This is a genomic window from Pelosinus sp. sgz500959, assembly GCF_042610375.1.
Classification (GTDB): Bacteria; Bacillota; Negativicutes; order DSM-13327; family DSM-13327; genus CTSoil-075.
Map to the genome: position 1 here is coordinate 75,529 of NZ_JBGJZL010000001.1, position 26,609 is coordinate 102,137.

Annotated in this window: 23 protein-coding genes; 1 reads left to right on the forward strand and 22 read right to left on the reverse strand. The window is 37.7% G+C overall.

Annotation, left to right across the window (positions count from 1 at the left end; all coding sequences use genetic code 11):
- Window positions 1-8 precede the first annotated feature (8 nt).
- Window positions 9-2,525 carry a preprotein translocase subunit SecA gene (gene secA, locus ACAN52_RS00340; protein ID WP_378950491.1) on the reverse strand — a complete coding sequence of 839 codons (2,517 nt, stop codon included), beginning with the start codon at window positions 2,523-2,525 and terminating at the stop codon, window positions 9-11.
- Between the two features lie 222 nt (window positions 2,526-2,747).
- Here secA and ACAN52_RS00345 point away from each other — a divergent pair, with 222 nt between their 5' ends.
- Window positions 2,748-2,993, forward strand: a complete 246-nt coding sequence (locus tag ACAN52_RS00345) for a hypothetical protein (protein ID WP_378950494.1) — start codon at window positions 2,748-2,750, stop codon at window positions 2,991-2,993.
- 19 nt (window positions 2,994-3,012) lie between these two features.
- Here the strand turns inward: ACAN52_RS00345 and nrfD are convergent, their stop codons facing one another.
- The 21 genes from nrfD to ACAN52_RS00450 all read right to left on the reverse strand — a co-directional run bounded on the left by nrfD (window position 3,013) and on the right by ACAN52_RS00450 (window position 26,600).
- Window positions 3,013-4,134, reverse strand: coding sequence for an NrfD/PsrC family molybdoenzyme membrane anchor subunit (gene nrfD / locus ACAN52_RS00350; protein ID WP_378950497.1), 1,122 nt, complete (start codon window positions 4,132-4,134; stop codon window positions 3,013-3,015).
- A 22-nt stretch (window positions 4,135-4,156) separates the two neighbouring features.
- Complete coding sequence (locus ACAN52_RS00355; protein ID WP_378950500.1) at window positions 4,157-5,005, reverse strand: 4Fe-4S dicluster domain-containing protein; 849 nt, start codon at window positions 5,003-5,005, stop codon at window positions 4,157-4,159.
- A 45-nt stretch (window positions 5,006-5,050) separates the two neighbouring features.
- Window positions 5,051-6,592, reverse strand: coding sequence for a [FeFe] hydrogenase, group A (locus tag ACAN52_RS00360; protein ID WP_378950503.1), 1,542 nt, complete (start codon window positions 6,590-6,592; stop codon window positions 5,051-5,053).
- 180 nt (window positions 6,593-6,772) lie between these two features.
- On the reverse strand, window positions 6,773-7,300 hold the full coding sequence (gene hpf, locus ACAN52_RS00365; protein ID WP_378951786.1) for a ribosome hibernation-promoting factor, HPF/YfiA family: 528 nt from the start codon (window positions 7,298-7,300) through the stop codon (window positions 6,773-6,775).
- Between the two features lie 251 nt (window positions 7,301-7,551).
- Window positions 7,552-7,749 (reverse strand): cold shock domain-containing protein, encoded by a 198-nt coding sequence (locus ACAN52_RS00370; protein WP_378950506.1) that lies wholly within the window; start codon window positions 7,747-7,749, stop codon window positions 7,552-7,554.
- Between the two features lie 109 nt (window positions 7,750-7,858).
- Window positions 7,859-8,578, reverse strand: a complete 720-nt coding sequence (locus ACAN52_RS00375) for an amino acid ABC transporter ATP-binding protein (protein WP_378950509.1) — start codon at window positions 8,576-8,578, stop codon at window positions 7,859-7,861.
- The gene (locus ACAN52_RS00380; protein WP_378950512.1) at window positions 8,565-9,230 is read right to left on the reverse strand and encodes an amino acid ABC transporter permease; all 666 of its coding nucleotides are present in this window, start codon (window positions 9,228-9,230) and stop codon (window positions 8,565-8,567) included. The genes ACAN52_RS00375 and ACAN52_RS00380 overlap by 14 nt, the downstream gene beginning before the upstream one ends.
- Window positions 9,231-9,361: 131 nt before the next feature.
- Entirely contained in the window at window positions 9,362-10,138 is a 777-nt protein-coding gene (locus tag ACAN52_RS00385) for a basic amino acid ABC transporter substrate-binding protein (RefSeq protein ID WP_378950516.1), read from the reverse strand.
- Between the two features lie 158 nt (window positions 10,139-10,296).
- Window positions 10,297-11,067, reverse strand: a complete 771-nt coding sequence (locus ACAN52_RS00390) for a basic amino acid ABC transporter substrate-binding protein (RefSeq protein WP_378950519.1) — start codon at window positions 11,065-11,067, stop codon at window positions 10,297-10,299.
- Between the two features lie 591 nt (window positions 11,068-11,658).
- Entirely contained in the window at window positions 11,659-12,948 is a 1,290-nt protein-coding gene (gene fliD, locus ACAN52_RS00395) for a flagellar filament capping protein FliD (protein WP_378950522.1), read from the reverse strand.
- A 131-nt stretch (window positions 12,949-13,079) separates the two neighbouring features.
- Entirely contained in the window at window positions 13,080-15,191 is a 2,112-nt protein-coding gene (locus tag ACAN52_RS00400; protein WP_378950525.1) for a peptidase domain-containing ABC transporter, read from the reverse strand.
- A gap of 1 nt (window position 15,192) precedes the next feature.
- The gene (locus tag ACAN52_RS00405; protein WP_378950528.1) at window positions 15,193-16,554 is read right to left on the reverse strand and encodes an HlyD family type I secretion periplasmic adaptor subunit; all 1,362 of its coding nucleotides are present in this window, start codon (window positions 16,552-16,554) and stop codon (window positions 15,193-15,195) included.
- Window positions 16,555-16,557: 3 nt separating this feature from the next.
- Window positions 16,558-18,702 carry a peptidase domain-containing ABC transporter gene (locus ACAN52_RS00410; protein WP_378950531.1) on the reverse strand — a complete coding sequence of 715 codons (2,145 nt, stop codon included), beginning with the start codon at window positions 18,700-18,702 and terminating at the stop codon, window positions 16,558-16,560.
- A 135-nt stretch (window positions 18,703-18,837) separates the two neighbouring features.
- Window positions 18,838-20,592 (reverse strand): glycosyltransferase family 2 protein, encoded by a 1,755-nt coding sequence (locus ACAN52_RS00415; RefSeq protein WP_378950534.1) that lies wholly within the window; start codon window positions 20,590-20,592, stop codon window positions 18,838-18,840.
- Window positions 20,593-20,606: 14 nt separating this feature from the next.
- The gene (locus ACAN52_RS00420; protein ID WP_378950537.1) at window positions 20,607-21,716 is read right to left on the reverse strand and encodes a DegT/DnrJ/EryC1/StrS family aminotransferase; all 1,110 of its coding nucleotides are present in this window, start codon (window positions 21,714-21,716) and stop codon (window positions 20,607-20,609) included.
- Entirely contained in the window at window positions 21,716-22,132 is a 417-nt protein-coding gene (locus ACAN52_RS00425) for an FdtA/QdtA family cupin domain-containing protein (RefSeq protein WP_378950540.1), read from the reverse strand. The genes ACAN52_RS00420 and ACAN52_RS00425 overlap by 1 nt, the downstream gene beginning before the upstream one ends.
- 49 nt (window positions 22,133-22,181) lie before the next feature.
- Window positions 22,182-22,553 (reverse strand): tetratricopeptide repeat protein, encoded by a 372-nt coding sequence (locus tag ACAN52_RS00430; RefSeq protein ID WP_378950543.1) that lies wholly within the window; start codon window positions 22,551-22,553, stop codon window positions 22,182-22,184.
- 14 nt (window positions 22,554-22,567) lie between these two features.
- Window positions 22,568-23,524 carry a radical SAM/SPASM domain-containing protein gene (locus tag ACAN52_RS00435; RefSeq protein ID WP_378950546.1) on the reverse strand — a complete coding sequence of 319 codons (957 nt, stop codon included), beginning with the start codon at window positions 23,522-23,524 and terminating at the stop codon, window positions 22,568-22,570.
- Between the two features lie 104 nt (window positions 23,525-23,628).
- Complete coding sequence (locus ACAN52_RS00440; RefSeq protein WP_378950549.1) at window positions 23,629-24,207, reverse strand: GNAT family N-acetyltransferase; 579 nt, start codon at window positions 24,205-24,207, stop codon at window positions 23,629-23,631.
- Window positions 24,208-24,211: 4 nt separating this feature from the next.
- Window positions 24,212-25,579: a long-chain fatty acid--CoA ligase gene (locus tag ACAN52_RS00445; protein ID WP_378950552.1), complete on the reverse strand. Its 1,368-nt coding sequence runs from the start codon at window positions 25,577-25,579 to the stop codon at window positions 24,212-24,214.
- Between the two features lie 46 nt (window positions 25,580-25,625).
- Window positions 25,626-26,600, reverse strand: coding sequence for a ketoacyl-ACP synthase III (locus tag ACAN52_RS00450; RefSeq protein WP_378950555.1), 975 nt, complete (start codon window positions 26,598-26,600; stop codon window positions 25,626-25,628).
- Window positions 26,601-26,609: the final 9 nt, after the last annotated feature.

Here is a 26,609-nt window from a genome sequence, read left to right on the forward strand (position 1 = left end):
CAAAAATCTTATTGATTGGCTCCGCAGCATTTTTTATATTTCTTACCTGAACCGCAAGTGCATAATTCATTGCGGCCAGTATGTTCTTTATTGACTATCGGTTGTTTTACCTTAGGCACTTCTTCTTCTTCCTCACCGTGAACCGCATGAGCTTGTTGCAAACGGTCTTCTGGCTGACTCACAATATTCACCCTGTAGATATATTTTGCAATATCTTCTTGAATAATCTCAATCAATTGCTGGAACATATCATAGGCTTCAATTTTATACTCAATGAGTGGATCACGTTGACCATATGAGCGAAGACTAATCCCTTCGCGCAAGGTATCCATCGCATCCAAATGCTCCATCCATTTTGAATCAACTACTTTGAGCATGACTACTTTTTCCATTTCTCGCATGTTATCAGTACCAAATAGGGCTTCACGTCCATCATAAGAAACTGTTGCCACACGCAATAATTCTTCTCTTAATTCTTCGCGACTGAATTTAGCAAGTTCATCTGCTTTGAGCTGACCGGCAGGAGCAAAAATTTCCTCACAATACTCAACTAATCCTTGATAATCCCACTCTTCAGAGTAAACTTTTTCATCGGCAAAAAGTGTCATACCGCGATCAATTAATTTTTCAACCATATGAAAAATATTTTCTCGCATGCTTTCACCCATTAAAATTTGACGGCGTTGTCCATAGATCACCATACGTTGTTGATTCATTACATCATCATATTCTAACACATGTTTCCGTATGTCAAAGTTGCGACCTTCTACTTTCTTTTGAGCCTGTTCAATCGAACGGGTAATCAAACTGTGTTCGATTGGCTCATCTTCTCCCATACCTAGTTTTTCCATAATGGTCGCAATATTATCAGAACCAAATAAACGCATCAAATCATCTTCCAAGGATAAATAAAAATGAGAAGAACCTGGATCACCTTGGCGACCAGCACGTCCACGCAATTGGTTGTCAATACGACGACTTTCGTGACGCTCAGTTCCAATAATATGCAAGCCACCAAGTTCAGCTACACCTTCACCAAGAACAATGTCAGTACCACGTCCTGCCATATTCGTTGCAATCGTTACGGCACCCATTTGACCAGCTTGAGATATAATTTGCGCTTCCATTTCATGGTACTTAGCATTCAAAACATTATGGGGCACACCTTTTTGTTTCAGTAAATGACTCAATTCTTCCGATTGAACAATGGATGTCGTACCAACCAAAAGAGGTTGCCCTTTAGCATGACGCTCAGTAATAGATTCAACAACTGCCCGATATTTAGCCCTCGTATTTTTGTAAATAATATCTGGCAAATCTTGACGAGAAACAGCTTTATTCGTAGGAATTGTAATAACATCAAGATTGTAAATTTTACGGAATTCCGATTCCTCCGTTTTAGCTGTACCTGTCATACCTGACAATTTGTTGTACATACGGAAATAGTTCTGGAAGGTAATAGAGGCTAACGTCTGACTTTCGCGTTCTACTTTTACCCCTTCTTTAGCTTCGATTGATTGATGAAGACCATCTGAATACCGACGACCAAACATCAATCGTCCTGTAAATTCATCAACAATAACAACTTCTCCATCTTTCACCACATAATCCCGGTCACGCTTCATCAGTCCCCGTGCCCGCAAGGCTTGATTAAAATGATGAGACATTTCAATATTCTCACTATCATATAAGTTACTGATGCCTAATAGCTTTTCAGCTTTGGCAATGCCACTTTCTGTCGGCGCAACAGTACGAGCCTTTTCATCAATGGTGTAATCTTCTACTTCTTTTAATTTCGGAACAATTCTAGCTAATACATGGTAGAGCTCAGTGGATTTTTCCCCTGGTCCAGAAATAATAAGCGGAGTCCGCGCTTCATCAATCAAAATACTATCTACTTCATCCACAATAGCATAATTCAGCGGACGTTGCACCATTTGTTCAGGGTAAATTACCATATTATCACGAAGATAATCAAAACCAAATTCATTATTTGTGCCATATGTAATATCAGCATAATAAGCTTGTTTACGATCTACAAAATCCAAGCCATGGACAATTAAACCAACAGACAGGCCTAAAAAACGATAGACTTTTCCCATCCATTCACTGTCACGTTTAGCCAAGTAATCATTCACTGTAACCACATGCACACCTTTACCAGGAAGAGCATTTAGGTAAGTTGCTAGAGTACCGACTAAGGTTTTACCTTCACCAGTACGCATTTCAGCAATATTACCTTCATGTAATGTCACACCACCGAGCAGCTGAACATCAAAATGGCGCATTCCGAGCACACGACGAGATGCTTCCCGTACGACAGCAAAAGCCTCTGGCAAAATCTCATCAATCGTTTCGCCTTTCTCCAAACGACGCCTAAAGACCTCTGTCTTACCTGCAAGAGAAACATCACTTAGTTTATGCATTTCAGCTTCTAATAAGTTAATTTTCTCTACATATTTCATCATACGTTTAATTTCTTTTTCATTATCGTCGCCAAATAATTTTTTTAGAAACTTAATCAAAAGGTATCAGCTCCTTAATAATTGGCACATCAAACAATATTTTCATCATTTGGTTTACAGTATATGCCTAATTTTAAATTTTATCAAACTATCTGCTATAAGTCAAAATAAACAAGGTTTTTTCTATTATATAAAGATTTTTTCATTTTATTTCGTATTATTTCTTGAATATATGGGTACACTTGGTAATATAGTTTTAATTTCTTAGTGAGGTGCATTCTTTTGAAAATAAATGACATCAATCTGATTGGGAAGCTGGCAGACCTAAAAGATACAGAGTATAAAAATACCCTTGCGATTAGTATACTCATCGAACTCCTCATCGATAAAGGGATCTTCACGCGAGAAGAATTCACCCATAAATCATGGGATATTGAAAAATCAACCCTAAGTGAAATTATTTCTAAACGTCGTCTTGAACTGCTACACACTTCACAACTCCATCTCGAAAAGAAAGATCCCTGCTGAGCAAGGATCCACTTTTACATTATGCAGAAAGTTGACTTCTTTCTTCTATTTCTTCTTCATCATGACCAAAAACACGAAAGTTTTCTACAACAAAGCAATAAGCTAAGCAACCAAATGACAACAAGCCAATACTAACGATAAATTCCCAAACAGATGGAATATATCCTCCTCCACTCGTTTTGGACATCCCCACAAAAACAATATTTAAGCGATTCAGAACGACTCCACCACCTACTAACAATCCATAGATAAATAATCCAATGCGCGTCTTTCCTGCTTTACTAAACACAATCCCTATGGGAACAATAAGACCAAAAATGATCTCCATCAGAAAAAGATTTCCTTCTAAATTGCCAAGAAATATAAGTCCAAAAATATCACGTTCTACTAAATCATAAATCTTTAAGGTTAAATACATCATCATCGTATAACAACTTATTTTAGCTAGCCCATGCAATGCAGAAACAGAAATCTTATGATTAAAGACTTTACCAGCCAATATGGATTCCACACAAATCATGGCTGGCCCAACAAAAAAAGATGACATTAAAAAAAATAAAGGTATAAATGGCGACCACCACAAAGGATAGAGTTTATGAACAGCAATTAAAAATAATCCACCTAAGGACGATTGATGCACCGTCGGGAAAACCACACCGATAATCATCAACACGGGTAACATTTTCTTAAATAAATTGTGGATTTTCACGCCGATTCGTTCTGTAACAATTTCACCAAATTCAAGAAGTTGGATCGTCGTATAAATTGAAATGCACCAGAACACTTCAAACAGCACGGAAGAACTTCCCCACGATACAAAAGGTCTCCAGAAGTTAAACCATTGACCAATATCTAAAAACAAGCCTCCCATTACAAGCAGATAACCAAATAAAGATGTCAACAAAGCACTACGAGCGATCGAAAGATATTGATCACGATGCAGAATATGCACTATCAAAGCTGTAAAATACCCACCACCAGCCAGTGCCACTCCTGTAAGAACATCAAAAGCAATCCATAGTCCCCAAGGACAATCGTCACTTAAATTCGTGACCATACCGAATCCTGTAATTAAGCGAAAAATTATAACTCCTACACTCATAATGCCGATCATCATCAAGCCAATACGAGATTTAGTCATCGTAAACCTCCAAGGTGCAAACTCAGCTTTCATCTTTTTCTTCCCCCATTAACTTAGATTCATCAATCTGTTTCTTTATTTTTGGGCTACGATCTTTTTTGACTAATTTTTTATTAGCTATTTCGGCGCGTCGCTTCGTATAATAATACAATCCTGTCAATACCATCCCCCAAACAAAAGCCATGCCTGGAATATTTTTGAGAAAACTATGACTGTATGTTGGTAAAGCTGTCACCCCTAAATTCATTTTAAAACCTAACTCTTCAAAAGGTATATCTGAAATATATAGCCAAGCCGTTCCCCCAACTTCTTTTTCACCATATACACTTTTAACATACCCTTCATCCTTAGCAAGAGTATTTTTAGCCTGCAGCAATAGAGTGTTTCTTTCGCCAAATTGCATAACACCTGTAGGACAAACAGCGACACAAGCTGGGACCTCGCCTTTTGTCATACGTGTCGAACACATCTGACATTTTGTTACCAGCGGAAAAGATTTGTCCCATTCATATTTGGGAATATCAAAAGGACAAGCCACCATACAATATCGACAGCCTACACACAAATGAGGGTAATAGGTGACTGCACCTTCCTCGTCTTTCTGCAAGGCTTTCGAAAAGCATGCAGAAGCACATGCAGGCTCTTGACAGTGAAAACATTGCTCTTTCACAAAACGCCGTACAAGCTCATGATTTTTATTTGTTACTTCATGACCATTTACCACTGTCCAATTTTTAGCATCCAGTTTTATATTAGAGCCCATTGCAGGCTTTTCCTTATCATAGCTTAAACCATTCCACAAATTACAGGCTACCGTACAGCTTCCACATCCTATGCATTTTGTTACATCCACTAAAACACCTTTAGCCATCTCATCCACCTCGTCTTTTATCCAACACTATTGATTATGTTCTTTCTATTTTTTCTTGGCAGTCAATTGATGACTGCGGTCAGCATAATGAGTATGAAGCAGTTCTTCAGAAAGTTCACTCCCTGGATAGTTAAGATACTCAGTATATAAATCTTTAATTTCTTGATTTTTATAACTCACCCGTTTTTTATAAACTTTACCATCTAGATTGTACAAACCAGCGCTACGTGCCTTCCTGACCTCATCTGCCGCTGTTAGAGAAGTGCGTGGTTGGCCGCCACCACCGATACATCCACCTAAACAACTCATAAATTCAACAAAGTGCCATGGAGATTTCCCTGCCCGAACTTGATCAAGAATCATTCTGGCATTTTTTAAGCCATGACAAACGGCAACTTTCAATTTTCCGATTCCTGGGATATCAACTTCAGCCTCTTTTACACCTGCAAGCCCTCGTACAGGGCTAAAGTCTAAAAGTTCCTCTGGAGGATTTTCTTTGCTCACTAGAAAATAAGCAGTACGTACAGCAGCTTCCATAACCCCTCCTGTTGCACCAAAAATTACACCGGCTCCACTACTTTCACCCATCAGATGATCATAATGAGCATCTTCCAACTTGTTTAAATCAATGCCTTTAAGTTTGAGTAAACTTGCCAATTCTCTAGTTGTTAATACAATATCAACATCACGAATCGTAGGATTACCATTTTTTTCTCCAACAGCATTCATTTCAGGACGTTGACATTCGAATTTTTTAGCCGTACACGGCATAATGGCTACAGAAATGACTTTTTCTAACTGTAAACCTCGTTTCTCCCTGTAATAACTTTTAACAAGGGCACCCAATATTTGTTGAGGCGATTTAACAGAGGATAAATTACCAATTAAGTCAGGATAATAATACTCACAGAATTTTACCCACCCTGGACAGCATGAAGTAAATTGGGGCAATTTATTATGGTCTCTACCAGTGATACGTTTGATTAACTCTGTTGCTTCTTCCATAATTGTTAGATCAGCACTAAAGTTCGTATCAAATACAGTATTAAAACCCACTTTTTTAAGAGCAGCGACCTGTTTACCCTCTACCATACTGCCAGGTGGCAGACCAAATTCCTCTCCTAAAGAAACACGAGTCGCTGGCGCGGTTTGCACGACTACATGTACACTCTCATCATCAAGAGCCTTTATCACCTTACCAACATCATCGCGCTCCCTAATGGCAGCTGTTGGACACCACTGTGCGCACTGTCCACACCCTACACAAGTGATATCATTTTTTATCGGCAATTCATAGTATCCATAAACACTCTGTACCTTCTCACACACCTCCAAACACTGACCACATAGAATACACTTGCGGTCATCCCTAACGATAGAAGGATTGTTTGGATCAATGGGAATACGTCCTTTTACTTGTACTGGCCAGTTCCCGGTTCCACCATACTGTCCAGGAATCCACCCTTTACCGCCAACTGACTCATTCGTACAACCAGCGATACTAGCGGCCACACCCGTTACGGTAATTCCCCCCATTAATTTAAGGAAATTAAGCCTTGTAACTCCTGTTGTTTTTTTCAATTCCATACTATTCCTCCTCGATTGACCTTTCTGATGACTAATGCCTATTTTGGATATAAAAAAAGCACGCAAAGAAGACTTACTAACTATCGATAGGATAGTTTAGTATCAGTCTTCTCTGCGCACTATTCTCTACACTCTGTGCGACACAATACATTTATTCTTTTTTTAGTACGATGAGTAGCCTTATTTAAATTCTGGTTCAATCAACCCGTAATTACCATCTTTACGACGATATAGGACGTTAGCTTCTTCGGTTTCAGCATTAGTAAATACAAAGAAATCGTGGTTAATCAGATTCATTTGTAAAATCGCTTCTTCCACATCCATTGGCTTGATTGGGAAACGTTTTGTTTTTACTACTTTAGTTCCATCATCTTCAGGAACAACAGTAGTAACTAACTCACCTTTAAAATTACCACCTTTAAGACGACGGGATAATTTAGTTTTATATTTTTCAATTTGTTTTTCAATCTTATCAACTACAAGGTCAATTGAAGTGTACATATCGGCAGTAGCTTCTTGACCTCTAAGCATCATGCCATTAACAGGGACTGTTAGTTCAATAATATGACGACCTTTTTCCACGATAAGAATTGCTGTAATTTCGCCGAGAGAATCAAAATATTTTGTTATTTTACTCACTCGTTTCACAACATAATCCTTCAATGCTGGTGTAATCTCAATATTTTTGCCTCGTACAGTTATGGACATAATCGCCATCTCCTCTCGTGTATCATACATATATTATTCTCCATTAATCACTAAAGTCCTGTCTGAAAATTCATTATTCACTTAAATTATTATGTTTTTTTACAAATAAAAAAAGACTTGACTTGTGCCAAGCCCTCAGACGCAGGCAGAAGTCTTAGTCGTTCTTACTTGCGATCGAGAAAGTTCTATACTTTTTGATTGCGTCAAAAAAACCCGACTATAATAGCCGGGTATATTTGTCTAAATGCAAATTAAGCTTTAGCAACGTTAGCTGCTTGAGGTCCACGTGCACCTTCAACGATATCAAATTCAACTTCTTGACCTTCAGTTAAAGTTTTGAAGCCTTGATCTTGGATTGCGGAAAAATGTACAAAAACATCTCCACCATCTTCTCTTTCAAGAAAACCATAGCCTTTTTCAGAACTAAACCATTTAACTTTACCAATCATTATGAAACGCCTCCTAAAATAAACAATAAACTGCGATCAACCAGTGATCATACCACAAAGTATACCACCACTGGTTATTGCTGTCAACGTGAACACCGCGGCTCTTCTACTACAGTATCTTCGATAGAAAAGCTTGCGTACGTTCCTCTTTAGCAGACATAAAAATCTGTTCTGGCGTACCTTCTTCAACAATACGACCTTCATCCATGAAAATGACCCGATCACCCACTTCACGAGCAAATCCCATCTCATGAGTCACAATTGCCATTGTCATTCCTTCATGAGCCAAACTTTTCATAACATCAAGAACCTCATTTACCATTTCTGGATCAAGAGCTGATGTCGGTTCATCAAAAAGCATGACTCTCGGACGCATTGCTAGTGCTCTGGCAATAGCAACCCGCTGCTGCTGTCCACCTGACAACTGTTCAGGATAAGCATGAGGTTTATCGCCTAACCCAACTTTCGCGAGTAGATCAAGGGCAATTTTCTCGGCCTCGTCCTTACTCAATTTGCGTACTTGCATGGGAGCTAAAATCACATTTTCTAGTACTGTTTTATGAGGAAATAGATTAAACCGTTGAAATACCATCCCCACTTCAATCCGTACTTTGTTAACATTTGCCTCACTATCAAGAGGAATACCATCAACAACGATTGTTCCTTCAGTTGGTTCTTCCAAGAAGTTAATGCAACGTAGCAATGTACTCTTACCAGAACCACTTGGCCCGATAATAACCACTACCTCTTTTTCATCAATATGAAGATCAATGCCTTTGAGTACATGAAGTTTCCCAAATTTTTTATGAATATTTTTAATGTTTATCATCGATTTTATACCTCCGCTCCAAATAATCTACCAAGCGGGAAATTGTAAAAGTCATAATCAAATATATAAATGCGACTGACAACCAAATTTCAAAGGATCCATACGTACGGGCAATAATCAGCTGCCCTCTGCGTGTTAATTCTTCAAAACCAATGACTGATACCAATGAAGAATCTTTCATCATCGCAATAAATTCATTTCCTAAAGGTGGAATAATACGTTTAAAAGCTTGGGGTAAAATAATATGTTGCATCGTTTGTCTCCAAGTCAAACCAAGAGAACGACCAGCTTCCATTTGTCCTTTATCAATCGACTGAATGCCACCTCGAAAAATTTCAGCAACATAGGCACCACTATTAATACTACAAGCCGTAATAGCCGCGATAAAAGGATCAATACGTGTTCCCAGAACAATTGGCAAAGCAAAATAAATCAGAAATATTTGTACCAACAATGGTGTACCACGGATAAAATCCACATACACAGCCGCTAAGGCCTTAATAATCCATGTTTTTGATAACCGAGCAATACCGACAATCATTCCAATTAATAAACCAACACTCACACTAACTGCTGTAATTTGCACAGTAACGCCTGCACCTAACAGCAATAAAGGAAAAGAACGGACAACCAAATCAAGATCAAAATTCATATCTTTTCACCCTTAATTCAAATAATATAAACTTATGCATAGAAATACATAATATGATTATAATCATACAATATAGGACTGTCAATGATATTTAAATAGGCGTGATTCACATCACGCCTATTCAGAGATATTTATTGAGCTTTTTTGCCAAACCATTTCATATGAATTTTATCATATTCGCCATTCTTTTTAAGTTCGTCTAAGGCTGCATTTACTTTTTCTGTAAGCTCTGTATTTTTCTTCGTCATCGCCATACCATATTCTTCAGCATTCATGATATCACCAAGCAATTTAGCATTTTTATCGCCGCTTTTTGCCAAATAATATTCATTCACTGGCAAATCGTTAACCACAGCATCTACGCCGCCAGCCTTAAGTTCCATATAAGCTTCGGAATTACTATTATATTCTCGTACTTTTGCATCTTTAATTTTTTTGGCTTCCTCGGCACCAGTCGTACCAATTTGTACTGCAATATTTTTACCTTCTAAATCTTTAAAGCTTTTAATCGTAGCATTATCTGCTTTAACTACAATCGATAAACCTGACTTATAGTAAGGTTTAGAAAAAGCCACTTTTTTAGTACGTTCTTCAGTAATGCTCATTCCGGAAACAATAATATCAATATTACCAGCTTCCAAAGCAGGAATCAGTCCATCAAAGCCAACATTTTGAATTTGCACTTCATAACCCATTTGTTTACCAATTGCTCTGGCCAGATCCATATCAAAGCCAACATATTCTTTACTGCCTTCCTCTTGGAATTCAAAAGGTGGAAAAGTCATCTCCGCACCCACCTTCAGCACCTTGGATTCAGTTTTAGTTGCATTCTTTTGACCACAACCCGCCAAACCCAAAGACAGTATCATAACCCCCAAGATCAGTAGCGACATCAGTTTTCTAGACATGTAATAACCTCCACAGTATCTATATTTTTTCCCTCTTCCTATTGTACATGGTTTTACAGTATATTCAAGTCTTTTGTACTAAAAAAATAGTACAAATAAAACAACGTCCCATTCTACGCTTTCGTCATCGCATAGAATAGGACGTTATTGATTATTTTTTATTGAGCTTTTTTACCAAACCATTTCAAGTACATTTTATCATACTCGCCATTCTTTTTAAGTTCATCTAATGCTTTATTAATTTTCTCAGTTAATTCTTTATTTTTCTTAGAAACTGCAATACCATATTCTTCAGCAGTTAATGGTTGACCAATTTCTTTCGCATCTTTGCCACCAGCTTTAGCAATATAATAATCATTAACAGGTTTATCATTTACAACAGCATCAACGCCACCAGCTTTAAGTTCTAAAAATGCTTCTGGAGCGCTATTAAATTCGCGAATTTGAGCGTTTTTAACTTTTTTAGCCTCATCAGCACCAGTCGTACCTAATTGTACAGCAATTTTTTTGCCTTCTAAGTCTGCAAAACTCTTAATCGTCGTATTATCATTTTTGACTACAATCGTCAAACCTGATTTATAGTATGGTGTAGAGAAGTCAATCTTTTTACTTCTTTCTTCTGTAATCGTCATGGCTGAAATCGCTACATCAACAGTACCTGATTCAATACCTGGAATCAAACCATCAAAACCCATATTCTGAATTTGCACTTCATAACCCATTTGTTTACCGATCGCTTTAATTAAATCCATATCAAAACCAGCATATTCTTTTGAACCCTCTTCTTGGAATTCAAAGGGAGCAAAAGAAGCTTCAGAACCAACTTTAAGCACTTTAGGCTTAGCCGCTTCTTGCTTGCCACACCCAACTAAACCAAAAGATACTACAAGGACCATAAGCATCATGAATGACATTATTTTTTTAGACACTATGTATACCCCCCCACATATTTAAAATATGCTTATAATTATACATATTCATTGTATAATTAGTCAATGTTTTTTTATTAAAACATTGACTAATTATTGTTATATAATGGAAAGCCTGGATGATAAATCATCCAGGCTTTATAAACTATTCATTTTACTATTTTAAAAAGGACCATATTGCTTAGCTGACCTGGTCTTTGCCCCCACACCCGCCTGCTGGAAGGTTCGCTAATAAGAATTCAATCTCCTCACTACTACCACTCTCGAATCTAGCTAATTAAGCTAATAACTCGGCAGGACTTACCCCTAAACCGCACCATGCTCAGAGCCACTTTGGACTCCTTATGTGGATCGTTTCGCCTGCGACTGGCCTCGACTTTCAACCACAGACCTAAGCAATATGTTCGCAAAGTGTATTATAATTCTTTTAATGATAAATTGCAAGGTTTTTAAGGATAAAATCATCATATATAAAATCGACTTCATATTTTAAGTCTACTTTATCAGATTTTTCTTTTTCCTTAGGCTACATTCTGGACATAATATCTGCTACTCTTTCATCACTTAGAATTCCTTGAATATCCGTTCCCATCAAACCGTCATATTTAAAAATAGACCTTGCGCTAAATTATTATTCTTTGTTAACCAACCATTACTGTTATATGGAGAAGTATAATTTAATGTATCCAGCGCACTTGGTGGTTTTAAATAACTGTTCACTGGCGCAGTAGATATTTCCTTCGAAACACGCTCTACTATTTTCCCCAGGCTAGCAGAGCCGATTAATAAGCTTTTCACTTTATCAGGACTAGACGCTAAGGCAGTAGAAATTTTTTTGTCGTCTAATGCTAAACTACCAGTGGTTTTGTCTAATGTAATTCCGATGCTAGCAAAATTTGAAGACATGGTCTTGCCAACAAGAGATTCCACACCATCTAAAGCCCTTCCTCCTCGCTTAGTCACATAATCGCTATCACTTAATACATCATTCAATTTATTATAATTAGTAACAAGATTTTTTACTGCATCAACTACTTTACTATCGTCTTTACCAACATTAACTTTAATGGTGCCTGTCGTCGTACTATTTAAAGATAATGTTAGATTACCATGATCAAGAGATACTTTATTAGTGGATGACTGATAATTCGTTCCATTGACCACATATGAAGCATCTGCACTATTCTTCACCGTATTAGTCAATTGTAATGTCGTTGCTCCATTACCATAGATATCTCGAATGGCAAATGAGTTCGCAGCCCCTGTATCTTTGGAAATTACACTTAAATATTGATCATTACCTTTTGTTTTTACTTCAGCGCGTACGCCATTTCCACTATTATTAATCGCACTAGCAAATTTTTTCAGTGCCTGTCCATTTGTATCCGTTGCTAAGATATTTACAGATACCTGACGTTCGGTACCACTCCCAACGGTAATTCCCAAGGTAGAAAGTCCTGTAGACACTCCACCATACGCAGAACCTGTTAAGGTTTTTCCATCATTCTGTTGCCCTGTCGCAACCTGACTGACAGAAACATTGTATTGAGTTTCCGTCGCACCACTCTTCGCATCACCGCTCACAGCTGCCCCTGTACTTGTCGATACATACTTTTGATTAAAAAAATTAGCCGCTGTTAGTAGCTTAGCACTTTTATTTGTCTCACTCACACTATTATTAAACGTAGTAATCCGATTACGATATTGCTCTTGTTGTGTTTGAATATTTTGTATTGTGAAATTCGATAAGGCTTGTAACGACTGAAAATTATAATCCGATTGATCTTGTTGTAAATTCCCAGATTTCATATTAGTGGCAGAGGAAAGTGAATATAACTTTTTCCAAATAGAATTTGTACTGAGTTGGGAAATGCTACTCATAATATCCACACCCTTTTCATCACGTTACTTGCAATAATAACTTTGTCTAATTTTATTGTAGCACGTTGACAAATAAAGATAAATATGCGTACTAAATATAATTTGTTATATTTAGTACGCATATTGGAAAATTATCGTTCTTGTTGGCGATATAAATGATGATAAATTCCCTGCTGAGTAAGTAGTTCATCATGGGTACCCGACTCTGCGAGCATGCCTTTGTCAATCACAAGAATCACATCCGCCTTCCTGATCGTAGATAAGCGATGTGCAATCATAATCATTGTACGCCCATTCGCAATTTGATCAAGATTATCCATAATAATTTTCTCTGATTCATAATCAAGGGCACTTGTTGCTTCATCAAAAATTAAAATACTTGGATTAGGTAGTAGTGCTCTAGCAATCGCAATGCGCTGGCGTTGCCCACCAGATAAAGATGTCCCTCTTTCACCAACTGCAGTATCATACCCCTCAGCCAGTTCCATGATAAATTCATGAGCACCAGCAATTTGAGCAACGTGCAGTATTTCTTCTTGAGTAGCATTAGGTTTAGCAGTCGCAATATTATCTCGAACAGAACCATTAAACAAAAAATTATCCTGCAAAACAACACCTATTTGTCGCCTGAGCCATGCAGGTTCAATCTGAGCCAAATCAACTCCGTCAATAAGAACTCTACCAGACTCAGGAACATATAAGCGCTGAATCAGCTTGGTGAGTGTACTTTTCCCTGATCCCGAACGCCCAACAACGCCAACTCGCGCTCCAGCCGGAATATCAAGACTCACTTGCCGCAATATTTCACGACCATCAGGTTTATAGCGAAAAGTCACACGATCCAGTACAATTGAACCTTCAATAGCAGGTAATGTCGTACGATTGGGATTAAAAGCTGGCTCCGTCACATCATTTAAAATATCCCCTAAACGGTCGACAGATACCATGGTTTTCTGGAAAGACTGCCACAGATTAACCAACCTTAAAATAGGTCCAATGACCTGCCCCGCCATCATTTGAAAAGCAATCAATTCCCCCATAGAAAGATTGCCTTCTAATACCGTTCGAGCACCAATCCATAATAAACACAAATTAAAAGCCTGCTGTATAAAACCTCCAATATTACCAGCCACATTGGATACATTTGCGACAGTAAATGCTGTCTTTATCAAGCGCGAAAGCATCTGTTCCCAACGTTGAATAAAAGCAGCTTCAACGGCTAACGTCTTAACTGTCTGAATTCCAGTAATGGATTCAATTAAAAAAGACTGAGATTCACTGCCAATCTGAAATAATCTATTTAATAAGGTCTTATAAATAGGTGTGACTACTAAATTTAGTATTACGAATAATAAAACGACACCTAAGGTAATAATCGTTAGTATGCTATTATAACTAAACAATACAGCAATATAGATTGTTGCAAAAACAACATCTAAGACAACGGTCAAAGCAGAACCAGTAATAAACGAACGTACTTGTTCTAGTTCCCGCACACGAGAAACCACATCACCGACTTGCCAAGTTTCAAAATACTTTATGGGTAAGTTGCTAATATGACGAAAGATTTTAGCACTCAATACTACATCAATTTTATTTGTCGTATATGAAAACAAATAACTGCGCACTCCACCAAGAACAGTTTGAAAAACATTAACCACAATCATCCCGATCATCAACATATTTAGTGTATTAACACTACGATGCACCAATACTTCATCAATAATTACCTTGGTAAATACAGGGCTCAATAAGCCAATCAGTTGCAATATCAATGATAAAAACAACACCTGACCAAACAAGGATTTATATTGAATAATAATAGGAAAAAACCATGATAAACCAAATTTCCTTACTTTCTCCTGAATCACAAATCGTTTCGCAACAAGCAATACCTGTCCAGACCACTCAGAAAAAAACTTATCAAGAGGTACTCCAATGACATTTGGATAATAGGGATCAACCATGAAAACAGTCTGACCATCAGAGCGTAAAACCACGACCCAATTGTTATTTTTTAATAAAAACATGGCTGGTAATGGTAATTTCGCAAATCGTTCTGGCAACCTTTGTAACAAACGAGACTTTAAACCAAGTTCTTTGGCTGCCCTCATCAGACTGAATTGATCGATCCCCTTATCATCCATACTATAAGCCCGTTGCAACTGCTGTTCATCAGCTGGGATTCCAAGTAGCCTGGCTATGGTCACAAGGCATCGTAGAGCGGTATCTATTTTTTCCATACTACCTCTCCTTAAGTGCCTCATTTTTATATTTTCGGAAACTATCTAAGAAGAATTCAATAATTCTTTTCTCACGGATTTTAATCTCTGCATTAACAGTCATACCAGGGGACAAACTGCGTTGCTGATCAATGATATTTATGAAACTTTTATCCAAAGTTAAAATAACTCGGTAAGCCTGAGACTTTTCCTTGCTATCAGGGCGTTCTACAACATCTGGACTAATTTCCTTGATCTCTGCTTCTAACAACCCAAAACGTTGGAAACTAAAAGCATCTACTTTAATAGCCGCTTTTTGTCCAACTTTAACAAAACCGATATCTTTATTAGCGATCCAAGCTTCGACTTCCATTTGTGCATCCTCTGGTACAATCATCATCAACGTCTGAGCAGTCGTAACAATCCCTCCTACCGTATGGATTGCCAATTGATTAACTCTGCCTTCAGTAGGCGCGACAATATTAGATAACCGATTTTTTTCTTGTGCTTTTTTCAATTCTTCGTTTTGTGCCTGTAATTTTCGGCGTGATTCTACCATCTGTGTCGCAATTTCTTTATTTCTGGCTTCACGCAAACCCAGAATTTCTTTTTGGCTACGAATGACAGCCCATTGCGCCCTATCGACTTCTCCATCTTGCGCTTCTAACATCTTATACAGTTGAATACGCTGTGAACGCTGATCTAATAAGGTAAAATAAGCAACTGCATTCTCTTTGGTTAATTGTACAATTCGATCTTCCTTTTCACTGGCAATATCCAGTCTTTCCTTGTACTCTCCTTTGCGCGATAAGGCACTTGCTAACCCAGCTTCCGCTTGGCGGACATTAGTTTGAGCAATCTCTAATTTCATTTGATATTCGCTCATTCGTGTATCATATAAACTAAGCTGATACTCTAAATCCTTCTTATCGAGTCCTGGCAAATTAGTATTTGGTACAAAAGGTTTATCGAACTGTTCAGCTAGTAAACGGTCAATTTCCAACGTATAATAAGCTACATCTTTCTTAAGGCGTTCAAAGTCTGCTTGCGTGATGGTAGAATCCAGCTCAACTAAGAGTTCTCCCTTCGTTACTTTTTGTCCCTCAATCACATGAATATGTTTTACAATGCCTTTATCTTCTGCTTGTACCGCCTTAACATAACCTACAGGAATAATTTTGCCAGGAGCAGTGGCAACCTCATCCACTGTGCCAGCAATCGCCCAACCAAGTACACTGCTGAACCATATGAATAGTGCATAAATAACCATACGGGCAACAGGCGAAACGGGCGTTTCTACGACTTCAACCGCAGCTGGCATAAACTCAGTTTCTTCGCTGGTCAACATATCGTCAAACTTATTTTTCAGAAACTTTTTTAGCATCTCTTATCCCTCTTGTTGTAAATATAAATTATAATATAGACCTTTTTTCACCATTAGTTCGTCATGATTACCACTTTCAATGACCTTTCCATGATCAAGTACAATAATTAAATCACAACAGTGTACCGTAGAAAGACGATGAGCAATCATCAATACCGTTCGTCCAGCGCAAATTGTATCTAAGTTATCTAGAATGATTTTTTCCGACTCATAATCAAGAGCACTTGTTGCCTCATCAAAAATTAATATTTTAGGATTGGTAATGAGAGCGCGAGCAATCGCAATACGTTGTTTTTGCCCACCTGATAACGACATTCCCCGTTCTCCTACGGGAGTATCATACCCTTCGGCCAGTTCTAGAATGAAATCATGAGCGCCCGCTGCTTTCGCTGCTGCGATAACCTTATCAATCGGTGTACTAGCAGCCGCCATCGAAATATTATCACGCACACTACCAGTAAACAAATAATTTTCCTGCAATACAACACCAATCTGCCGACGCAAACAATTGACATCGAGCTGACGCAAATCTATACCATCCAATAGAATTCTTCCTGATTCAGGGAAATACAATCGTTGAATCAATTTGGTCAACGTACTTTTACCAGAACCAGACCGACCAACGATTCCAACCCTGGCTCCTTGTGGAATATGAATATTGACCTGATCTAAGATGAGTTTTCCTTCCAAGCGATAACGAAAATCTATATTTTCTAATATAATATCACCTTGTATCTCATAGTAAACAGCGTCTGATGGTGAATGAGCTGTTTCTGGAACAGCACTTATAACATCACCAAGTCTCATAACCGCCATGGCGACCTGCTGGACACTTGGCCACAAAGCAAATAATTTCATTAAAGTGCCCGTCGCCTGAGAGGCCATCATCTGAAAGGCAATCAACTGACCGATTGTCATATCGCCCTCCATGACAGAGTAAGCACCATACCATAGCACAGCAAACCCTACCATACTTTGAATTAAATTGCTAGTATTGCTAAGAATTAAATTAAATACAGAGGTATCAAAGGCTGTTTGTACATAGCGAGATAACAATTTTTCCCAGCGATGCACGAACTGGGGCTCAATCGCCAGGGACTTCATAGTATGAATCCCTGTAATTGCTTCTACTAAGAAAGAATTACTAAGGGCCGAAGCCGCCCATACAGTCTCTAATTTTTTTTGGTAAATCGGTGTAATGACAATATTTTGCAGTAAGCTAAGCGGCACGACCAATAAAGAAATAATAGTCATCGACACACTATAGTAGATCATCACCCCTAAAAAAATAAAAGAAAAAAATATATCTAAAAGGGCACCTAACGCTGGTCCTGTTAAAAAATCTCGCACACTATTCAGTGCAGCTACTCGAATTAAGGTATCCCCCACTCGCCTAGACTCAAAATATTGTAGGGGTAGACTGACAATCTGTCGAAAAAGCTTGATCCCCAAAATCACATCAATTTTATTCGTTGTATGATTAAATAAGTATGTACGCAAAATACTCGTAAGGGTCTGAAAAAATAGCATCAATAAAAATGAACCAGCTAGTACATCCAACGTAACTAATCCATTATTTGGCAAAACTTTATCAACAATGACTTGGGTGAACAAGGGCATTAATAACCCTAATAACTGCAAAAAGAAGGCAGCGATTAGGGTTTCACCTAATAAATCCTTATATTGAGAAATAATTGAGATAAACCAATCCAAATTCATTTTTCGCAACCATTCTCGCAAACTAAATGGTTGTTCTATCGTAATCAAAGTGCCGTCCCACGCTTGGAGGAATTGGCTAAGAGGCACATATACGGGTCGACCGATTAAGGGATCAACCACCATAATCCGTTCACCATTACATTGACCAACAGCGATATAATGACCATTTTTTATGCGAGTAATGGCTGGAACAGGAATATCTGGTAACTGTTCCACATCTACTGTCTGTACATAAACTTGTAGTTTGTGCTTTTTTAATGCTTGAATAATATTCTGTTCTTCTTTTTCTTCCTTCGGCCAAGCTAAACGCACCTCTTGATCACTGACTGTCCTGCCTAGAGAACGTAGTGCCATCCCCACACATGTAATGGCCGTATCTCTAAGAGCTTCCGACGGCTGAGTTAGCTCTTGTTGCATTTCACTTGTCATTACGTTACCTCACTTAGTCCTGTGTATATCAATAAAACTATTCTATATAGATATGGAGTTCTGACTCTATTAAATTGAAAATAGCACATAGTGTAGAATCTTACCATACTGTATGGTAAGATTCTACACTATGTATTATTTTCCTGCAGAAGGATTCTTCACACTAGTCATCCTATTAAAATCCCGCGCGATTTCACTCATTGACTCATGCAATAAATGAGCAACCCCATTTTTTCTGGCTACCTCATATAGACCGATCAATATATCAATATTCTGATCCGCTTGATGGATGATCCCTAAGCAATATTTTTTCACAATATCTTTACGCCATTTTTGTAAATCTTCTTTAGGATAATCACACACTAGGGCATTCATCACAGCTAGATCAATGTATTCTAACGTCATAGAATAGCTTTCTAAGGTTAAAATTCCACTACTTTTTTCAAACTCATCTGGACATTTTGCCACTACCTTATTATGAAAAGCAATATTACTTTCCACAAACATCCAAGGAAACATCAATTTATTAATATTTTTTAGATACCTTCCTAGATCACCAAAAAACAATTCTTGCTTGAAAATTGTCGTACAAGGTCTACACCACAATTTATCATAATTGGCAAACAGCCATTGTCCGCTAATTTTTGTGCAGGATTGTTCTGAGAAAATATCGATATTATCTAATCCACGTTCTTCCTGTATAAGAGCGCTTGATCCTTTTAACAAAGAATAATTAGCAAAGGAAATACTGATGTCCTCATTAGCAATCATGATTTTTACTGCTGATGTTATATATGTATGATCCGTAAGGTACTCTCCTACATTCATCAGCATAATGTAATCACCATTTAAAAGTTGCTTAACAAGTTCATAATTGGCCTCAAAAGGGACTTCCGCATATTGAACGGTCTTACCATATAATTGTTTTTCTCTTGCAAAATCCATATATTCTGACCAAAAATAGCAATGACTATTTACAATGATCTCAATATAATAATAATCTTGCGCCAATACACTTTCGATGGTTTGGTTTAATATTTTTAAATTTTCATCAACAGTTATATTTTCATTCATTTCAAAATTAATCAAAATCGAAACTTTAGGTACAAGTGGGTATAGTCGCAAATTATAATCAGCAATCACTCTCTCTGGAACAATTCCCCTTAAATCATATTCTTGTTTTAACCATTTAAGATAGATTATTTTTTCTAAGTTCCCTATGCTACTTCCCATAACATTCCCATGCTGCTGGCGCATATGAAGCATTTGTTGCTGATTGTATACAATTTTCCCACAATCTTTCTTTACACCACTTACGATTCCTCTCAAATGTGCATGACTTTCCTGTTGATACTTACGTGCATATTGTTCATCAAAGCACCCTTTACGAATCACATTCATTGAAATAAGCATATTCTCCAGTAGTAAATGAGGATTATAATGCTGTGAAAATAATACAAAGTCTTGGTAGCTCGTAAAACAGGAAGGCATTTGTACCAAATTTTGATATCCTGCCATTTTAAATATCAATAAGGCTGGCTCAAATTTTTCTAACTGTGCCAATATGATTTCAATTGCACCATCAACTAAAAGATCATTTTCACCAACAATCCAAATATATTGACCCGTTGGTTCTTCATAGGCTTGAAAGATTTGATCTACAATGCTAATCTCAGTTTCATTTTTTTTATAAATTAGGGGTAAATCAAAAGTTGAAATCAGCTCTGCCGTATCATCAGTTGAGTTATTATCAAAAATATGAATTTTAATAAGTTCGCTGAGAGGTGGTTGCTGAGTAATTTGCCTTTGTATCGAGTCCAGTAATTCTGTTAACTCTAAGCAGCAGTTTCTTGTAGGTATGGCAATGGATAGTTTTTCCTTCCTTTCCATGATAGCCTCCAATGTTAAATTCCTTCTCCCACGGAATATACTATTTTCTCGATTACATGTTTAGCTTGATCCTTCATATGCGGGCCTACGGGTAAACTCAATACTTCATTTGCCATTCTTTCAGCAATAGGATAATACCCTTTTACCCACCCATATTCTTTATATGCACCTGACAAATGGGGAGGAATTGGATAATGGATCAAACTACCGATTCCATGCTGCGTTAATTTTTTCTGTAATTCATCGCGTTTTTGGCTACGAATCACAAATAAATGCCATACAGGTTCTGCCCATTCCGGAACATAAGGTAAAAGAATTTCTTTACAATCGCCTAATTCATATAAATAACGTTGAGCGACTTCCATTCTGCGCTGATTCCACTCATCAAGGTGCCTAAGTTTTACTCTCAGCAATGCAGCCTGCAATTCATCAAGACGGGAATTATGTCCGACCACCTCATTATGATATTTTACACGAGAACCATAATTACGGAGGACTCGTACAGCATCGGCTGTTTCATCATCGTTAGTCGTGACAACTCCAGCATCACCAAAGGCTCCTAAATTTTTACCTGGATACATACTGATACCTGCTGCATCTCCCAAACCACCTACTCTTTTACCATAACATGTAGCACCATGAGCTTGGGCAGCATCTTCTAACACTTTTATATGATACCTTTTTCCAATCTCATTAATGGCAGGCATATCAGCAGGTTGTCCATATAAATGTACTGCAATAATTGCCTTGGTTTTTTCAGTGATTGCAACTTCAATTTTATTAGGATCGATATTATAAGTACGTTCGTCTGGTTCTACTGGTACAACTTTTGCCCCAGTATAAGTAACCGCTAACCATGTGGCAATATACGTATTGGTAGGAACAATGACCTCATCACCTTCGCCAATTCCCCATGCTTTTAAAATTAAAAATAAAGCATCTAAGCCATTGCCCACTCCAATACAATGTTTGACATCACAATATTGAGCAAACTCCTGTTCAAATGCTTCTACTTCTTTGCCAAGTACATACCAACCCGATTCCATGACCCGTTGATACGTCATATCCAGTTCATTTTTCAGTTCTAAATAAGGTGCTTTCATATCCAGAAATGGTATTTGCATTACTTCACCCCCGATTTGACTGCTGCTACAAACTCATCATAATCTCGATAATAATCAGCCTCATCATAATATTCCGATGCTAAAACCATCAATACTGAACCAGATGAAAAGTTAACAAGGTCACGCCACGTCATGGATGGTAAATATAATCCTTTATAACTCCGGTTCAGATTCACTGTCTTTTTAGCAAAACCATCATCTAACACTACATCGAAACTTCCAGACATGGAAATAATAAATTGTTGTAAATTTTTATGAGCATGTCCACCTCGCGTTTCTCCACCAGGAACATCGTACAGATAATACACACGTTTTATTTCAAAAGGAATATGCCTTGAACTTTCAACAAAAGTTAAATTTCCTCTCGGATCATGTATTTTGGGTAAATCTAATATTTTACATTGTTCCAAGCTCATATTGCTTCCTCCTTATTTCTAATAGCCCTTTAGCAAATATCACCTAAAATTATTTAACAGTATCGCCATAAGAAAGGGTTTGTATTAACAATTTTCGTGCAATACATTCCTCATAAACTATGATCGCTCCATTCAAGTCTCCTATCTTAGTCAACATTCGTGCCAAGGATAGATAATAAATAGTCTCCTCTGGTGCTGCAGCAATTGCACGACGCAACAATTCAACCGCTAGTTTATAATTTTTGGCATCAAATGCTAACTCTCCAAATAAAGACAGTATTTCAGCATGCTGTGGATATTTTTCTAGCATTAACTGATACAAAGTGGCTGCCGTATTTAAATCACCACTCCGATGAGCCGATACAGCCATCTGATAAATTTCTTCACCCGTCCAAACTTGATTTTCCAGGATGTTCATCATTTCCACCTCTGCTATTAAAATGCAATTTTAATTCGTTTATCATCTATATACTGATTAAGCTCTGGCATGAGAGAAAAAATAGCCTGACGATCCACTTGCAAATTTAAATGGCATAACTGACAAATATCTGGCGTTCTCCCTTGCAAAAATTCTCTGCGCACCTTAACTAACTGCTCATCGAAATAATAGCTTGTTAGACCTGTAAAACGTCCCAGGGAAATTTCCTTAAAATCAGTGCAACAAAGAGCCATCTCACCATTTGCTCTAATGCTAATCCGATCAAATGGCTGCATACAGGTTAATTTTTTTTGCCCCTCAATAAATTCAAAGTAATGGTCTTTCAGTTCTTCTACATAAATTCGTTCAAATAGTTGCCGCTTTTCATTCCAATGTTTCAAAGGCAATAACACATCGATACGAATGCTATCGACTAAATGACTCCAACAGTTAACAAACAAATTTACATTGGTTTTTCTAGTCAATAAGAGATTGACCTCACGAATCGGCCTCTGTACACCCTTACTCTCCAGTAATTTAATTTCGTGATCTAATCGTTCCATATTGTGTTTCACACTTGCAAATGATAATCCTTTGCGATAAAATTCATAACTTTCTTGATCCCATCCTTCGATGGAAAGTAACAAATTATCACATTTTAATAGATCATCCATAAATTTATGCGCCAATGCCATATTCGTAATACAATGAATTTTATAACCCCATTTTTTCAAAGCACTCACATACTCTCCAAAATAAGGGTTCATTAAAGGTTCTCCTGCGGCTGCTAATACGATCGTTCGTATGGAAGGTGTCTTTCTCAGTTCGTACAATACTTTATCAAAAATATCCGGAGTCATCACGCCCGAAAGTGGTGTTTGCAGATGCTGACGTAAACAAAAAGGACATTTTGCATTACAATTATATGAAATATCAATAAGCGCAGAGGTTACTTGGCAATAATAACTATACATCTTTCCACCCACACTCTATATGATTTTATCTATTTTAAAAACTCCTATTTATAAAAACGTAAAACAAACTTACGATCTAACTTTTGCTAAGTGAGTTTATTTCATTATGATTTAGACGAATACTTTGATAATAAATTAATCATTTCGATAAGTTTAGGACGGCAGATTTCTCGATATTCATTTTCTAATATTGATACCATGATACCACTGATATATTGACCATTATCATAAATGTAGTCTCTCAAAATACCATCTTGGTGATAACCTAAATAAGAACGCAATTTGATCATGCCTTTATTATCTTCTCGAATATCACCACTAATTTTATGCAATCCTAATGTTTCAAAGGCATAATCCAGTAATAAGACTTCAGCCTCAAAGGATACTGGTGCATTGCCGACAACAGACTGTTCACCAATTAACAACCTTCCAATGATTGCATTCCGGTGAGTTGTACTAATATCATGAAGAGCAATCATACCAACAGGTAATTGCTGGTACTCAATGATAAAATTCAAATCTCCAGCTTTTTCTCGGACTGCGATCCAATTTTCCTGTTGTTCTACAGTCTGCGCCCCCTTATTTAGAAGTCGTGCACGATCACTGAGTCTCCATTGCAAAGTAATGGGAGCATCCTCAATCCTTAACGGTCTCAACGTCGTAAGTTTACCTTTTAATTCCATATCCTTAATCCTTTATGCTTTCATCGTTCTTGCGTAATTTTTTAAAGCGTTGGCTATGTTGTTCATCTTTGGAAACAATCAGAAAACGCATGGGAACTTTATATTTAGCCAATTTTTCCAAACAGAGCTTACGCAGGCGCTCCTTTAATACGCTGTGGTCTTCTTCCCCATGAATTGAAATACGAGCATGAACGACTTGTCCTAATAATGGATGCCCTACACCATACACCGAAGCCTCGCAGATATTTTCTGCCTCTAGCAGCACTGTTTCCACCTCGACAGGAAATACTTTCTTGCCACCAACATTAATAATCTCTGACTTACGTCCTAAAAAACGCATGTATTCGCCCTTAACCTCAACTTGATCACCAGTACACATCCAGCCTTCATCATCAATCGGACTGGGAGCATTGAGATATCCCACCATATTAGCCTCAGAACGTACCCATAATATATCATCAACGATTTTTGTTTCAAAACCTTTACCACCAATTTTCACCCAGACGGAGTCATCATGTTCTGACTTTGAACGTAAGACCCCTAGTTCCGAAAGACCGTAGGTTTGCTTAAGCTTAGCATTCGGAAAAGCCTCTCGCACTTTTTTCAAGGTTACAGCTGACATTAATTCTGTACCATAGGTAATTAACTTGATGGATGATAAATCAAAATTCTTATAAACACCAGAAGCAAGAAGAAAATTGAGGAAGGTTGGCGTTGTAGGTAGCAAATCAGCCGAAGATTCTTCGATCGCACGACATACAGCTTCGGGAGTACGCTCACCGACACACACACTCATTCCACCATAAGCAAAGGTTGATAATAATGTATTAAATCCGCCAAAATGATCCATTAATAAAAAAAGGACTGTACGCCAACCTTGGCGGTTAACGACAAATTTCTTCATGACATACTCACAATCTTGGAGAATTCCCTTCGGCACACCTGTTGAACCGGAGCTAAATACAATGAGGCCCGGATGTTCCCTCTCCAAAAAAGACTCTACTAATGAAGGTATCTGAACATTGGAAAACTCTTTAAAATGAAAATCATCATTCATATCAAAGCTAATCATACATTGGACACCAGCAATCTGAGAAAATACAGGTATTTCTTTTTCAATTTCTCGCGTAAAAGGGACAATAATAGCTTTTTCCTTCATGAGCGCATAGAAAACCGCACAACTTTGAGGAGAATAATCGCCATGTACAGCGCAAATTGTCCCTTGACCGATCCCTAATTGATTGAAACGACCAATCCATTCATCGATAAGACTTACAAGATCAGAGTAAGAAAAGACCGTACCCTTCCAGTACATGGAAGATTTGTTTCCGTGTTCTCTCATTCGAGATATAACTTCTTTAATAGCCTCCATTCTTTACCTCCTTGAAACAAAATGAACTCTTTGGCAACTGTCTATTTTATATCCAATTAATAATGCATCCACCCCAAGAAAGACCTACACCAAAACCAACAGCCATAACACGCATTCCTGGTTTTAAAATACCTTGTTGCTCAGCATCATACAAAGCAATAGGGATCGACGATGAAACCGTATTCCCTTTTTCACTCAGATTGCAATATCGTTTATGTCTAGGTATGTGTAACATAGCATTTAAATAATCAAGAGTAATTTTACTCCCTTGATGGAAAACGAATAAATCAATATCATCCATCGTAAGTTCAGAGCCTTTTAATAAAGAACTGACCAAGGAAGGTACTTCTTTCTTGATAAAATCAAGTACTGCCGCCCCATTCATAGAAATGGCTTTTTCTTGTGCTTCGTTTTCTGCCGTTTTTCTAGCCCCACCTTCTGAGACCATAAAATGTTTCGCGCCACCCCCATCAGTTCCCATTTGGCAGAGGCCTAAACCATCTTTGCCTGCTCTTACAAGAGTAGCCGCAGCTCCATCACCAAAAAGGGTTATCGTCCCACGATCATCAGAATTCATTAATTTTGAATAGGTCTCTGCCGTAATTAACAAAACAAACTTAGCCGCCCGAGATCTGATCAGAGCTTGGGCTAAAAAGAGACCATAAACAAAACCAGAACAAGCCAATGTATAATCAAAGGCTGCTACATTTCGAGATAAACCAAGTCGTTCTTGTAACAAACAGGCATTGGGTGGCATGGGATAGTCTGGCGACTGGGTACAAAAAAGGACTGCATCGATTTTTTTTGGATCTATATCAAGTCGAGAAAATAGAGCATGGCAGGCTACCTCAGCAATATCTAGTGCAGTTTCGTTATCAGCACACCAGTGGCGATTTATCACTCCCGTCCTAGCTGCAATTTGATCCATATTCCATTCGGGATGTAGCATTGATAATTCAGCATTACTGATACAACTTGAAGGCAATGCGTACTCGATACCAGCAATATATGCCTCTGTCATAAAAGCCTC